This is a genomic window from Microcoleus sp. K5-D4 (genome assembly GCF_036704575.1).
Lineage (GTDB): Bacteria > Cyanobacteriota > Cyanobacteriia > Cyanobacteriales > Microcoleaceae > Microcoleus.
Window position 1 is genome coordinate 41,095 of sequence record NZ_JAUBSD010000046.1, and the last position, 13,650, is coordinate 54,744.

The window sequence follows — 13,650 nt, forward strand, 5'->3', positions numbered from 1 at the left end:
CGCCAGACATGATTTGATTTTGAATATTGCTTAATCTCACTTCAAAATAACATCAATATTTTGTCGATCGTGAGGTTTGAGTAAAGGAGAGAATGGAGCGTTTGTTAGAGGGTTAAGGCGAGGCAGAGCCTCTGGGAATGCGTTACCACGCAGAGCCTGGGAACGAGCTAAACCCGGTTTCTGATTCCCTGCGCGATCGCCCAAGCATCCAAGAAACCGGGTTTCTGCGATAATTCTGGCATCTTCACGCCCGATTTTGTTAAGAAACCCGGTTTCTGACTCCTGCGCGAGCGTGAGGTTTGAGTAAACTCGCCGGATCGGGCCCAGCGGGGATAATGCAGCCGGGATTCAGCGGGAACAAATTGCCGTAATAATCGCGCTTCACAGCCTCCAAATCGCAAGTGCCAGCAACTCCCGGTAACTGGTACAAGTCGCGCAGATAGGCTCCCAAATGCTCGTAATCTTGAATGCGGCGCACATTGCATTTGAACAAGCTGTAATAAACAGCATCAAAACGGAATAGAGTAGTAAAAAGCCGCACGTCTGCTAAAGTCACCCGATCGCCACAAAGGTAACGACTCCTCAAGAGCGAGCGATCGATCTCGTCTAAAACAGCAAACAATTCACTGCAAGCCGAGTCATAAGCAGCTTGAGATTGCGCGAAACCGCAGCGATAAACGCCGTTATTCACCGATTGGTAAATCTTCTCATTCCACTCGTCAATTTGTTCTCGCAAATCCAGAGGATAAAGATCCATTTGAGGATTGCTAGCAAACTCGTTAAACTCCGAGTTTAGCATCACAATAATTTCCGAACTCTCGTTATTGACGATCGTCTTTTTCGACTCATCCCACAGCACCGGCACCGTACACCGCCCTTGATAGCCCGGTAAAGCCAACTGGTAAAGTTCCGGCATCGTATTGCAGCCAAATGTCTGCGACTCCATCACCCACATTCCCCCTTCCGAGGGATAGACAATCGACACCGATATCGCATCTTCAAGCCCTTTGAGGGCCCTCGTCACCAGAGTGCGGTGCGCCCAAGGGCATCCCGTACCCACAAAGAGGCGATAGCGTCCCGCAGCGGGCCCGTGAGGGTTGTCTGGTGCAGTGCTGACAAAGTTGCGGAAACTGCTGGTGGGGCGAATGTATGCTCCGGTGCGATCGGGCGGCGCTAGTTTTGACATCATTAATTGCCACATTGATGTCCAGACAAATTTGCCTAGCTTGACTGTTACGGATGAAGGAAGCGATTTGTTTTTCACAATGCGATTAAAACAGGTTTGCTAAACATAACCTGCTTATTTTAACTCACATTGCGAGGTTTATTCCCTCGTTCCCATGCAGAGCCTGGGAACGCATATCCCGAGGCTCTGCCTCGCTCTGTTCCCTCACCTGGGAACGACTTTTCTAGTCTCTGTCAGAGGCTATTTCGCGATAAGCTCGATCGATCAATCGGCGAGCAACCGTCTGAATTCCCGTATGTTCGTAATAATTGGTAGTCATGTCTAAAAACGCCGCCACATAATCCAATTTGTCATCAGTAACATCAACGTATTGCTTGAGATTGCCTAAAACTATGGCCGGAGTTAAGCCGCGAGACTGTACTAAATTGTTCATCCAACCTTGGGCTGAGGCGAAAGTTGCTGTCACAAATCCGAACTTTTGTGAATTATTTGCACCCGGAATTAGGTTGCTGATATTTTGGAATGTGGAGTTTTGCTGCAAGGTTGAAGGATTCAATCCGCCTAGGGTATTTTGTGCTACTCTAATGAAGTCCGGGCCAAGGGGAATTAAACCGTCTGCACACACTAAAGCAGCCATCCGCATCACAGATTCGCCTTTGTAATGAGATAAATAATTACCAAAGCTTCCCACATTGTCAAGGGAAATATTGTTAAGTTTGCAGAAGGCAATTAGCTCGATCGCCACTTTGACGCACAAGTCGATCGTTTGAGTGGTGTCAGCTTTGGGAGTGAGGCGGTTCAGAAAGGAAAGAAAGCCGATGTTTTCGCCGATTTTATTCGCCATAGCCGTTGCACCTAACGCACTGTCGGCGCTGTCTGCTAACTGATAAAGCCTGACTGCGCCTTGATATGGCTCGTTGGGGTTAGCGTAAAGATTGATCGCGCGATCGCGAATTTTTTCAACTAATTTGCGCTTGGTTTCCCCAGTCACCGCTTGAATAGTATTATCAAAAACCGTTAGATTATTCCACTCCCCCGGAACCACAAAATCGAGAGATTTTAACATCATCACAGTCACGCCACCAGACGGCAAATTGTCAACCAGTTCCGCAATAGATTTACTCACAGCAAACTCCTGAATAGCCTGATTTAAAAATGTTCTATCAAATACTCCAACTTCGGGCAAAGGGATTCCAGAAAAGTCTAAATTCTGACGGATGCCAGCGGTTAATAGTTTTGAGTTATAATAATTCCCAAGCAGCGAACTTACATATGACAGTCATCATGGCAAAACTTACACTTCAAGTCCGAACAAATGATAATTTGCTAGATCTGCTTGCCAAGTCAGAGTCTGGGGCTTGGGTTATTGCAGAAGACAGGGTTCAGAGAATTACTCATGTTCAAGTTATAAACTTTGTCGGATCACAGATGATTGAAGGTATATTTGACCGAAGCGCCAGCTATAGAGAAGAGGATAATAGGCTTGTTGTAAAGTTTTTAGACGGGCGTATTGTCAATTGCAATGTTCAGTTTGTTGGACAAAACCCTGTCCGCTATATTTGAGATGTACTAATTCATTACCTCCATGACGCTTAACTAAAATTTATGGATTTCACAGCCACTTTAAATCAGATCGTCGCCCTCAGCATTCAAGATCGGATTCGTCTTGTACAAGCAATCTTGGAAAGTATAGCGGCAGAACAGGTTCACCCCGACCTTACAGAGTTTCAAAAGCAGGAACTCGATCGCCGAATTAATGATTCTGAAGCAAATCCTGAAAATGTGCTGACTTGGGAAGAAGTTAAAGCTTCAGTCAAAGCACGAAAATGAACTATGAATCCAGTGCCGTGGTAAAATAACTATCGCCAAATAGAAACAAATAAAATATGACTGCTGCTGTTAACACAAATCCAGGATTAGCATCGCGCTTAGTAAACGGCGTACTCTCCATCAAACCTTTGGCCGATTTAGCTAAGCACCAAGCGCGGGAAATGATGATTAAAAGAGCCGAAAGAATCGGCGTGCATTGGCGGCAAGATGCCCAAGCACTTTTAGCCCGGAATTGGGATGCAGAATTGTTCAGCGTCCAAAATCCCGCTCTTGTTTACCCGAAATATTATCTAACTTCATTCCACGCTTATGAAAAAGGTAATATGAGTTGGGAAGCGGCTACAGAAGTTGAAGTTGCCGCCCGTACAGTTCACGCGGGAATTTGGCCCGAAGCGGGTGCAGAAGGCGATGCTAAACTCCGCGCCAGCTATCACGAAGTCATCAAATCTCAAATTGCTTCTTCGCCGCAAGATATTGTTGATTTGGGATGCAGTGTGGGAATGAGTACCTTTGCCCTTGGGGAGGTTTACCCGGAAGCGAAGATGACTGGGGTGGAGTTGTCGCCTTATTTCTTAGCCGTTGCTAAATACCGTTCCCAACAGCGAGAATCTGAATCTTTAAATCAAAAATCTACGACTTGGGTTCACGCTGCTGCTGAATCTACTGGTTTGCCTGCGGCTGCTTTTGATTTAGTTTCTATTTGTTTAGTTTGTCACGAATTGCCGCAGAAAGCTACTAGAGAAGTGTTCCGGGAAGCGAGGCGTTTGCTACGTGTTGGTGGACATTTGACAATTATGGATATGAATCCTCAGTCGGAAGTTTATGCCAAAATGCCTCCTTATATTTTGACTTTGCTCAAGAGTACGGAGCCTTATTTGGATCAGTATTTTGGGTTGGATATCGAGCAAGCTTTAGTTGATTCGGGTTTTGCACAGCCGACAATTACTTGCAATACAGTCAGACACCGCACTATTGTTGCTGAGGCAATGTAGCGCTTTTCAGTATAGTGAAGTACAGATATCGGGTAGGACACGGCAGTGCCGTGTCTAAAGCTGTATTTATTTAATTCGATTGAAAACTGCTATAAATGGTAAAGTTACATAGATATTATTCAATCCTTGGGACGGTGCCTGAGTGTAAATAGTCTAATCTGTGGATTTAAACATTCCTGCGATCGCGCCCCCTACCGATAAATAATTCCCATCCTACCGGATTTGATATTGGACAGCCGTAGAAGCTATTCACAGCGCCATTTGTTAGACATTTTGATAGAACCCTAAAAGAAGGACATCTTCATGAACCCGACAGCCCCCTCTCAAAACATCATCGATTGTTTGCAGGTTATCTTGGATGCCACTGCAACGAAAAATTACGAGCTTTTTACTACAGTCGGTGATGCAGGCTACAAAGCGAGCATTACACAAAAAATGTTTGACGACGTTAGCGAGCAGCTTGCTTCCCGCCTGCAAAAGGGATACTCAATTAATTATTTTGGTGAGATAAAACAAGGTAATTTTCCGATTTATTTGTGGAAGCTGAGTTTTGAAGATGGTGGAGATGAATTTGTGGCACACATGACTATGAATGAAGACAAAGTTGCTGGGATTTTCATCGAATAACATATCTTGCTTGACACGGCGTTTCACTCTCATCTAACGCCGATCGCCCACAACTGTTAATCGAAACCGATCGGGCGGCACAAAGGTGATTCCCCGGCGGGCCGGACGAATTGGCCGATCGAGATTCGATACAAACTCACGGGAAGACAAAACCGTTGCTAAAACCAGCTTCATTTCAAACATCGATAACGCCATCCCGATGCAGCTTCGACTCCCGCCTCCAAACGGTAAAAACTCAGAGGCGGAAAACTTGCGATCTAAAAAGCGATCGGGATTGAACTCGGCGGGATTTTCGTAGGTTTCAGGGCGACGGTGCGCCAAATAGACACAGGGGATTAAAATCGTTCCCGGTTGATATGTATAGCCTTCGAGTTCGATCGTCCGTTTCACCTTGCGCGGCTGCGAAATTAAGGCAATTGGATAAACCCGCAGCGCTTCCTTGCAGACTGCTGTTAAGTAGGGCGACTGCGAAAGCGCGATCGGATCGGGATTCTCGCCCAATTCATCCAATTCCTGCCGCAATCTAGCGAGACATTCGGGAAACTGATGCAGCCAGTAAAACGCCCAAGTCAAGGCCGATCCAGTCGTTTCATGTCCCAACAACAACAGCGTCATCAACTGATCGCGCAATTCTCGATCGCCGAGGGATTCGCCGCTGTCGTCGCGAGCCATCATTAACACTGACAGAATATCCGTGCGAGACGAATCGAGAGAATGCGATCGCCTCTCGGCAATTTCCGCATAAATCAGCGAGTCAATCTGCGCCATCTGCTGCAAAAACTGCCCCCACGGGCTCCAAGGCCCTAAATTTTGCTGCAACGGTTCAAAGAAAAATTGCATCGAGTACAGTTCAGAGGTAATAGCCTCTAAAAGATTGCTGAGCAATTGTTTCAGCCGTTCGTAGCGCTCTCCCGGCACTAATCCAAACACGACTTGCAAGATTACTTGCAGCGAAATTTCTGACATTTCTTCGCGGACTGCGATCGCATCTGGGGCTTTCCAGTCGATCGTCTGCTTTTTCGTCAAATCAACAATCAAATGCCCTTGACTGTGCAACTGTTCCCGATGCAGCGCGGGCATTAATAGCTGTCGCTGTCGCAGATGTCGCGGCCCTTCATTCATAATGAGGGATTCATTTCCCACCAGCGGGCGAAATACGTTGGTCACTTTGCCAAACTCAAAGGCATCGGCTAAGGTCGTAAACACCGCCTGAATCGCTTCTGGACGGCCCAGAAACACCACGGGGGGCGAAGCGGGCCCCAACACGCGGGCGGTAAATGTATCGCCGTATTTGGCAGAGTAGCGATCGAAAAATGCGATCGGGTCAGCTACCAGCGAAAGCGTTTGGAACAAAGCAGGAGAACGAGATCCGGTAGGCAGCGTCATTGAAAAACTGGCGATACACAATGTTTCTAGTGTATATCGATCGACCTTGCACCCTGAAATTTATCTGCGATCGATCGACATTGGGTAGAAACCGGGTTTCTGAGCGTAAGTTACACCAGAACTATGAAGAGAGCATTCGCTTAAAATAATCTTCAAGAATTAGGTAACAAAATAGATGAAAGCCAAAAAGCATCTTTTTATCAATTTAGCTTCTGGTATCTCAGCATTTCTAGTGGTTGGCTATTTCGGCATCTCAGCTTATGCAGGACATACTCTTTCAAAGCCAAACAGATGCTTTGACCCTCTTAAAGCATCTGTTTTTGCTGTTCCTCCTGAAAATGTAAAATTTCGTACACCTGATGGCGTGGAGATTGCTGGTTGGTTTATTCCAGAAAAAGCAACAGACAAGGTATTAATTTTAGTACATGGATTGAATTCCAGTCGGACTTGTGAGCTGGCTGGAAAGTTTGCCGAGTTTGGTTCAGCTATGAATCAAAAAGGCTTTTCGATACTTATGATCGATCTGCGAGGACATGGGCAAAGTGCTGATTCTCGCTTCACCTTTGGAATTACAGAAAGGCGAGATGTTATTGCAGGAGTGGATTGGCTTAAAACCAGGGGCTTTAAGCCAAAAAAGATTGGGGTTTTAGGTTTTTCAATGGGTTCTGCTACTGTAATTGGAGCAGCAGCAGATGACTCAGACATCGGAGCAGTGGTCACTGACAGTAGTTACGCAGAGGTTTATCCAATTATTCAGAAGCATTGGCAGTCAGCTTCAGGATTACCTGGGATATTTCTTCTTTCTACCATGATGTTTGGACATTTGTTGACTGGATACGATCTAACTTCTTCTAAGCCAGTGCAGGAGATAGGTCGTATTTTCCCTAGGCCTGTTTTAATTATTCACAGTGCGATCGATCCTTATACGCCTATACAAAACGCTCGCCAACTCCGAGAAGCATATCCTTCGGCAGAATATTGGGAAACCAATGCGAAGAAACATCCAGAAAGCTACAATACGAACCCCAAGATGTACGTTGACAAAGTTGCTGATTTCTACAATAGGAGTCTAAATTAGGGCGGCTCCTAGAGCAAGCAGATATCCAGATGCAGCTTAAGTTTTCCGTTAGGAAAATTTAATTTTTGCTCGCCAGATCGCAGCCTGAAATTTATTTGTGGCTGATGGCGAAGGCAAGTAGCAAAAAGAGTAATGCTATCCCGAGCGATCGATGATCGATCGCAGATTGTATGGCTAACTTGCCAGCCTAAACTGCTAAAAGTTGTAGTTTTAGATGAAATGGATGTTGGCGATCCTTTGGTTTGGCATTCTGCTTACGAAAATCAAATGACTTTGGGATACAATTGTTGTAAAAGCTGGTAGCCCGTTGGCTGAATTTGTTATGACATTAACATCCCGTGTTGTTCATAGCGACCCCGATATTCTGGGGGGAACCCCTGTTTTTGTTGGGACTCGTGTACCAATGAGAACCCTACTTGATTATCTTAAGGCTGGTGATTCATTAGAGGTATTTCTAGACCATTTCCCTAGTGTCAGTCGGGAACAGACAATAGCAGCTCTTGAATTAGCAAAGGAAATGTTGACAGCCTATGCGAATCCTGCTTGATGAATGTGCCCCACGACCTTTAAAGCGTGAACTTGCTGATTACGAGATACGCACAGTTGTTGAGATGGGATGGTCAGGAAAAAAGAACGGTGAATTACTGCTGCTTATGAGTCAAGAGGGCTTCACGATTCTGCTTACCACCGATCAAAATTTGCGTTATCAGCAAAACTTGCAGCAAGCTGGAGTAGCAGTCGTTGTTCTTGTAGCATCCAGCAACAGACTTCCTGATTTACTTCCTCTGCTACCAGATGCTCGTAACGTTTTGAATACTATTACTCCGGGGGAAGTGATTGAAGTCGGAGGTTCTTAAAAGTTCTCTAGGTGACGCAGCAAAACAACGCCCATGCACCCGATCGCACAGAGGTTATGTGTTGGGAACGGAGGTAGTCTGCTGCGGGTGATTGACACCGTTAGATCGCTCTATTCCTGCGAGGGTGGTTCCGCAGATTGTATGGCTAGCTTCCCAACCTAACATGACTGTTTTACGCTCTACTCCCCAGCCATAGCCACCAAGTTCTCCAGATTCTCGAATGACTCGGTGACATGGAATTAGATAGCCGATCGGATTGTTACCGATCGCATTTCCTACAGCTCTAGCAGCAGTTGGGCGAGCTACCATTTGAGCTATAGTTTGATAGGTGGCGATCGCCCCAAATGGCAATTGCAAAAGTGCTCGCCAAACTTGAATCTGAAAGTTAGTGCCTTTTACCAAGAGCGTTAGTGGTTTTTGCTCGCTGAGAGTTTCTGAATTGAAAATCAGGTCACACAATGATTGAGTGGTTTGCTCATCACGAATGATTTCAGCATTTTTCCATGCCAATCGCAGTCTTTGTGCGGCGGTTTGTTCGTCTGTTGTCTCCAAGAAATAAAGATTACAAATACCACGGGCAGTTGTCGCGATTAGAGATGTGCCAAACGGGGTATCATGAATACCATAGCGAATTTCTAAACCTGCTCCGCCTGCTTTGAACTCCCCTGGTGACATTGCTTCTAAGTTCACAAATAAATCGTGTAATCGTCCTGGACTCGATAGCCTCACGTCCAATGTTAGGTCGAGAAGGCTTTTAGTCTGAGTGATTTTTGACTTGGCATATTCAACTGTCAGATATTGCAAAAACCGCTTGGGGCTAATGCCGGCCCATTGAGTAAATAGCCGTTGAAAATGATATTCACTCAGTCCTATGTGTTGGGCCACAGTTGCCAGATTGGGCTGGTTGAGGTGGTATTGTCGCATAAAGGCGATCGCCCGAGCAATCCGGTGATAATCTTCGCTAGCATAGACACTCGCATTCTGCATCGAAATCATCTAGTCTAAATCGAGGGAATTTTGATGTTTCCTTACTTTAGCCATAGAGCAGGCTCAAAGCCACCCGTTTCTTGCGGTGAATGCAGTCAGTCGATTTTAGATTTTAGATTTTAGATTGAAGAAAGCGAGCTCACTGCTAAACCTGGGGGCTGGCGATGAGGATGAGCGAGCTTTTTTCTCGCTCCACGGATGCCTCGGGCGACTTGTAACCAAATTTCTTGATTGTCAGTCACTTAACCGAACTTTCGCTCTCACCCTCCCCGCAACTGCGTCACCAAGTGAACTAATTCAGGTAAAATTAGCTTTTCCACAGCTAGTTTTACACCATTGCTAGAGCCCGGAAGAGAAAAGACTAACTTGCCTTGATACACCCCTGCAACTGCGCGAGAGGCGATCGCCCTCGAACCAATTTCTTGATAGCTCAAAAACCGAAATATTTCACCAAATCCTGGTAAAATCCTGTCTAGCAAACTCTCCATCACATCATAAGTCGTATCTCGGGGAGCGATGCCCGTGCCGCCGTTAAAAATGATTGCATCTACATCTTCACGCTGGGAAAAAGCCTGCATTTGCAATACAATTTTGGCCGCATCATCTTTAACAACAGTGTAAGCTACCACAGAGTGACCCGCATCTTTTAGCAGCTTCTTAGTTAACAAGCCACTATTGTCTGTTTCCGCCGAGCGGGTGTCGCTAACAGTAATGATAGCGCAGTTTACGGTTATTTTAGATAAGTCGGGGTGAGGAATTTGCGTCATAGTTTCTTCTTCTAAGCAATCGGCAACCGGCAACCGGCGATCGGCTAACTACCAATTACCAATTACCAATTACCAACTACCCATTATGCCTTGCTAAATCCTAAGCCGTTTGATTCCGAGTAGCGTTCCATAAAACGCATAAATCGATCCCATTCTGCGGGACTTCTCATTAGATAAAGAGCTTCCAAACCTGCAGGCTGACCGTTGATGAACTTAGCCTTAACCTCGCGAGTGAGGAGTTCGCCTTCTTCGTCGATCATGTACATTCCAGTAATGTCTTCGGTACTGGTGCTGCTGAGAGCTTTGGGATTTTCAAAGATAAACGTGGCAGTGCCTTGAGCTCCCGTTTTAGAACGGGTTAGGCGCACTTCGGGCACAGCATCTTCGTCTATACCCCGAGAGAATTGAATTTTAGCCATAATTTGACAGTCGAACCTTAAGGATTGCTTAATTTCTTAATGTTTAATCATAAAACGATTCGGGTACTCGCAAATCAAGACTTGGGAGAGTGGCAGTGGGTGAGAGTGGGGCAGAGTGGGGAAATCGGAGACAAGAGAAAGGGGAGAGGGGTTGGTACTTCTGAGATATTGCACCATCCTCAATAATCCTTTCAGAGCGGGCTCTCCTACCCACCCCACAAGAAAATCTACTCTTTGTGGAACAGGCCCGAAAGCGTGTTAATCGAGAATGGTGCAAGATGTGAGTTCTTTGTACCCCAAGTTATCCTCTCTCTTGTTTCCCAATTCCCTTAGACGATGTAGGGAGAGTTAATGGGCTCGGCCCGCTTTGTGGCTACCAGAGTTTGGTAGATGAGGGCGGATATCTCGCCACGGGTGATGTCGTGGGCGGGGGAAAGTTTTTCGCGCGCGGGATAGTTGACCACGATTTTGCGCTCTGTGGCGGTTGCTATCTCGTCGGTGGCAAAACTGGGAATCTGAGCTCGATCGACATAAACGCTCAAAGAATTGGGGTTGCCGCCGCCCAACTGCAAGCCGTTTACCAAAGATACGATCGCCTGAACTCTAGTCAAATTCTGCTCCGGGCGAAACGTGCTATCTGGATATCCAGCCAAAAAGCCAGCTCGATTAGCTTGGTTGATCGCTCCCTGGGCCCAAAAATCCGCCGCCACATCCTTAAAAACCGTCACCTCACGGCGCGGCACCAATTCAAACGCCTTCGCCAACATAGCCGCATACTGAGCTCTAGTTACAATCTCGTAAGGTTGAAAAGTGCCGTTGGGAAACCCGCTAACAATATTCATCTTTGCCAAGCGATCGATAAAATCCTTAGCCCAATGCGTGCTGATGTCGCTGAACTTTAGCCCGCCAGGAGTCGGAGTTGGCGTCGTCACATTGCCCAAATCAAATAAACCTTTCACCCGCGAAGAATTGAGCTGATTTCCCCCCGCAAAAATCTTAACCCCAGTCGCATTTTGCAAGTCGAATTCGCCGTTATTGTGAAAGATATTGCCGCCCAAATCTTGAGCATTACCCATATCTGGCAGCGACTTTCCCAGCGCAGTCAAACCGTCTTCCGTATTTTTTTCGATGCGATTATTGCGTAAAATCGGCTGAGATTCCCCCGCTAAAACTATACCGGAGCGATTTTCCAAAATTTGGTTATCAGCAATCAAAGGAGCCGACTGAGCTTGCAGAGAAATGCCGAAACCCGTCTTTTGAAAAATATTGCGCCGTATTACTCCCTTAGCAGTTCCCGCCATAATCACCCCAGCCACAGAGTTTTCCACAAATATGTTGTCGAGAATCGCAGGATGAGCGCTGCCCGTGGCAAAAACGCCTTCGCGTTTACAAAGTGTGAAATTGCAGTTAGCCACAGTGGGAGAAGTTGACTCAATCCAGACTCCCGTGCCGCGACTATCGAGATTAGTAACAGTTACTCCCCGCAATTGGGAATTAGTTGCTAGCAGTATGGTGATATTTTGGCCCGCAGCGGTGGGGCTGACAAATTTGCCGCTGCCTTGAATCAGAATGCCTCTACCTTTGTTAGCTTCATTGCCAATAACTTTTACTCCCGATGGAATTTCCAAGGGGAATTGTTCGCCGCTACTAACGCTGTAAGTTCCCGGTGATAACTGAATCGTAGTTCCCGATGCAGCGCGACCGATGATCCCGCGGGCTATAGTTTTGAATGGGGCTGATTGGCTGCCGGCTGCGGAATCGCTGCCTGTTTGCGGGTTGACGTAAAGTGTTGTCATGTTTTTGCCCAAGAGATAATTGGCGATCGAGCTTTTGTGCAATTTTCATTGTCTGCGAACTTGACCCCGGATCTATATTCAGCTTTGATTGCGGAGATTATTTAATTGCACGATATCCGCAACATCACCTCTCAGGAATGGCAACAGCAGGGGGATTGCCCCTACAAAAGACTGTATTTCTCGTTCCCAGCAACAGCAGAACCAGACTTATTTAAAAAGTCCGGGATGTGGGGATGCTATTTTTTCCAGATGTTGCCAAAACCACTAAAATTTCGAGCGCCAATTAGGAAAATCGAACGTCTTGCTGTCATGTAATATCGATCGAGATTCCCTGGCCAAAAACCTTAACCGCTTCAGCCAAATCCGTTTCACCCATTAAAATGCAGCGTCTTAGCAAATCGATATCCAGCGTTTCCAATCCTGACAGTTGACTCTGAATTACTTGCTCGTAGCCATCTTCGCGGAGATGATACAGCCGCAGCGTGCCATCTTCCCAAAACCAGATTTCAGGCACGCCCAAAGCTCGATATTTTGGCAACTTGCTCAGTCCACCGCTAGTATAAACCACCTCGATCGACAAATCGGGAATCAACTTAGGTTCTCCTAAACAAAACGATTTGTCTGCTTGAGTAGAAGCTTCTCCCGTCTTCTCCTGGGTCATTGAACCAGAAGGGTAAAACTTAATACCTTGTTGCAGCAGAAAAGTGGTCACTAAGTAACCAATGATTTCAGAAAAATTTTCGTGTTGGAATCCCGGCATCAGAATCTCGATCGCCCCTGCAAAAAAAGACAACTTTATGCCAGGGGAATCTTCCGAAACCTTCTGGATTAACTTGAATTGCTCCCAAGTGCCGTTGAGCACCACTCGCCCATCGAGAGTTTCCCGATCGAGAACTTGTGTCATTGACCCGCACCATTATCTCCTATCGGCATTATAACGCATTGGGCGATCGCTTCTACAGAAGAGCCATGCAGCAATTGTAGCTGAGGAATCCGAACAGTTCTTTCTGGTTTTTGAATATAATAGGAGCGACGTGAGTCTTAATTTTGAAATATAGCCCTGAAGGGCAGCAAATGGGATTAGCAGCAGATTTGGTATTAATTTGGCTTGTTCACTCATGGCTGCCGCTGATTATAGAAATTACATCTAATTCTGGTATTGAAAAGCGTCGGCACTCGGCAACGCTGATAGTGTAGCGAACATCGCCAACGCCATTTCGGATATCCGATTCAATAATTCTGGGAAAATCTCCCTCGACTTTGAAATAGTTAACTTCTCGTGGGGTATAGCCAATTTGTTCATAGTAGGGAATATGTATATCCAGATAGCCAGCTTCAAAAAGGAGTATTTCTAATTCTTCCTTGGCTATAGGGTCGTTTTGGAGAAGTGACCTAAGACTGGCGACAATATCCGGTAGAGATTCACCTCGTTTTTGCCTAGCATCAAGGGATAGGTGCAGTAAAATCAGTGCGCCAGTGCCAGTATCATCTAGTTGCCGTTCGCTTGAGATCGCTAGTTTCTGATGCTGTTTAGCTGTAGTAGTTTTGACTTCAACAGCACAGTGTTGAAACTGGAAATCTTGTTGAGTTCCTTTTGCACCTGTCCAGCATTTGACTCCTTGGCGAGAGCCGAGTTGAGGAATGACAATAGACCTCTTGCGAAAGTCTCAGGCGATGGCTAATTTGTCTTCAAAGAAAGTTCATAATTATAAATACCAGCTATCA

General features: G+C 46.1%; 17 protein-coding genes. 8 read left to right on the forward strand and 9 right to left on the reverse strand.

What is annotated here, in order from left to right; genetic code table 11:
- Positions 1-259 precede the first annotated feature (259 nt).
- Complete coding sequence (locus QUA77_RS15915) at positions 260-1,201, reverse strand: glutathione S-transferase C-terminal domain-containing protein (protein WP_333451106.1); 942 nt, start codon at positions 1,199-1,201, stop codon at positions 260-262.
- A 208-nt stretch (positions 1,202-1,409) separates the two neighbouring features.
- Positions 1,410-2,312: a hypothetical protein gene (locus tag QUA77_RS15920; protein ID WP_333451093.1), complete on the reverse strand. Its 903-nt coding sequence runs from the start codon at positions 2,310-2,312 to the stop codon at positions 1,410-1,412.
- 146 nt (positions 2,313-2,458) lie between these two features.
- On the opposite strand from QUA77_RS15920, the gene QUA77_RS15925 reads away from it, so the two are divergent.
- From QUA77_RS15925 to QUA77_RS15940, 4 genes are all read left to right on the forward strand, one after another.
- Complete coding sequence (locus QUA77_RS15925; protein ID WP_333451095.1) at positions 2,459-2,749, forward strand: hypothetical protein; 291 nt, start codon at positions 2,459-2,461, stop codon at positions 2,747-2,749.
- 42 nt (positions 2,750-2,791) lie between these two features.
- Positions 2,792-3,016, forward strand: coding sequence for an addiction module protein (locus QUA77_RS15930; RefSeq protein ID WP_106148069.1), 225 nt, complete (start codon positions 2,792-2,794; stop codon positions 3,014-3,016).
- A gap of 56 nt (positions 3,017-3,072) precedes the next feature.
- A complete protein-coding gene (locus QUA77_RS15935; RefSeq protein WP_333451097.1) occupies positions 3,073-4,008 on the forward strand; it encodes a class I SAM-dependent methyltransferase in 936 nt (311 codons plus the stop codon).
- Positions 4,009-4,311: 303 nt separating this feature from the next.
- The gene (locus QUA77_RS15940; protein WP_333041792.1) at positions 4,312-4,635 is read left to right on the forward strand and encodes a hypothetical protein; all 324 of its coding nucleotides are present in this window, start codon (positions 4,312-4,314) and stop codon (positions 4,633-4,635) included.
- Positions 4,636-4,668: 33 nt separating this feature from the next.
- On the opposite strand, the gene QUA77_RS15945 is transcribed toward QUA77_RS15940, so the two are convergent.
- Positions 4,669-6,021, reverse strand: a complete 1,353-nt coding sequence (locus tag QUA77_RS15945) for a cytochrome P450 (RefSeq protein ID WP_333451099.1) — start codon at positions 6,019-6,021, stop codon at positions 4,669-4,671.
- A gap of 175 nt (positions 6,022-6,196) precedes the next feature.
- On the opposite strand from QUA77_RS15945, the gene QUA77_RS15950 reads away from it, so the two are divergent.
- The 4 genes from QUA77_RS15950 to QUA77_RS15965 all read left to right on the forward strand — a co-directional run bounded on the left by QUA77_RS15950 (position 6,197) and on the right by QUA77_RS15965 (position 7,956).
- Positions 6,197-7,099, forward strand: a complete 903-nt coding sequence (locus QUA77_RS15950; RefSeq protein WP_333041789.1) for an alpha/beta fold hydrolase — start codon at positions 6,197-6,199, stop codon at positions 7,097-7,099.
- 132 nt (positions 7,100-7,231) lie between these two features.
- Positions 7,232-7,402, forward strand: a complete 171-nt coding sequence (locus QUA77_RS15955) for a hypothetical protein (RefSeq protein WP_333041787.1) — start codon at positions 7,232-7,234, stop codon at positions 7,400-7,402.
- A 19-nt stretch (positions 7,403-7,421) separates the two neighbouring features.
- The gene (locus QUA77_RS29320) at positions 7,422-7,646 is read left to right on the forward strand and encodes a DUF433 domain-containing protein (RefSeq protein WP_333041786.1); all 225 of its coding nucleotides are present in this window, start codon (positions 7,422-7,424) and stop codon (positions 7,644-7,646) included.
- Positions 7,630-7,956, forward strand: a complete 327-nt coding sequence (locus tag QUA77_RS15965; RefSeq protein WP_333041785.1) for a hypothetical protein — start codon at positions 7,630-7,632, stop codon at positions 7,954-7,956. Before QUA77_RS29320 ends, QUA77_RS15965 begins: the two co-directional genes overlap by 17 nt.
- 54 nt (positions 7,957-8,010) lie before the next feature.
- Here the strand turns inward: QUA77_RS15965 and QUA77_RS15970 are convergent, their stop codons facing one another.
- From QUA77_RS15970 to QUA77_RS29325, 6 genes are all read right to left on the reverse strand, one after another.
- Positions 8,011-8,943, reverse strand: coding sequence for a methylated-DNA--[protein]-cysteine S-methyltransferase (locus tag QUA77_RS15970; RefSeq protein ID WP_333451102.1), 933 nt, complete (start codon positions 8,941-8,943; stop codon positions 8,011-8,013).
- Between the two features lie 260 nt (positions 8,944-9,203).
- Positions 9,204-9,710, reverse strand: coding sequence for a MogA/MoaB family molybdenum cofactor biosynthesis protein (locus QUA77_RS15975; RefSeq protein WP_006632696.1), 507 nt, complete (start codon positions 9,708-9,710; stop codon positions 9,204-9,206).
- An 83-nt stretch (positions 9,711-9,793) separates the two neighbouring features.
- Entirely contained in the window at positions 9,794-10,129 is a 336-nt protein-coding gene (gene psb28, locus QUA77_RS15980) for a photosystem II reaction center protein Psb28 (RefSeq protein WP_333061896.1), read from the reverse strand.
- 329 nt (positions 10,130-10,458) lie between these two features.
- Entirely contained in the window at positions 10,459-11,925 is a 1,467-nt protein-coding gene (locus tag QUA77_RS15985) for a DUF1565 domain-containing protein (RefSeq protein WP_333451104.1), read from the reverse strand.
- A gap of 307 nt (positions 11,926-12,232) precedes the next feature.
- Positions 12,233-12,829 carry a Uma2 family endonuclease gene (locus tag QUA77_RS15990; protein ID WP_333075280.1) on the reverse strand — a complete coding sequence of 199 codons (597 nt, stop codon included), beginning with the start codon at positions 12,827-12,829 and terminating at the stop codon, positions 12,233-12,235.
- 208 nt (positions 12,830-13,037) lie between these two features.
- Entirely contained in the window at positions 13,038-13,574 is a 537-nt protein-coding gene (locus QUA77_RS29325) for a PD-(D/E)XK motif protein (protein WP_445302081.1), read from the reverse strand.
- Between the last annotated feature and the right edge of the window lie 76 nt (positions 13,575-13,650).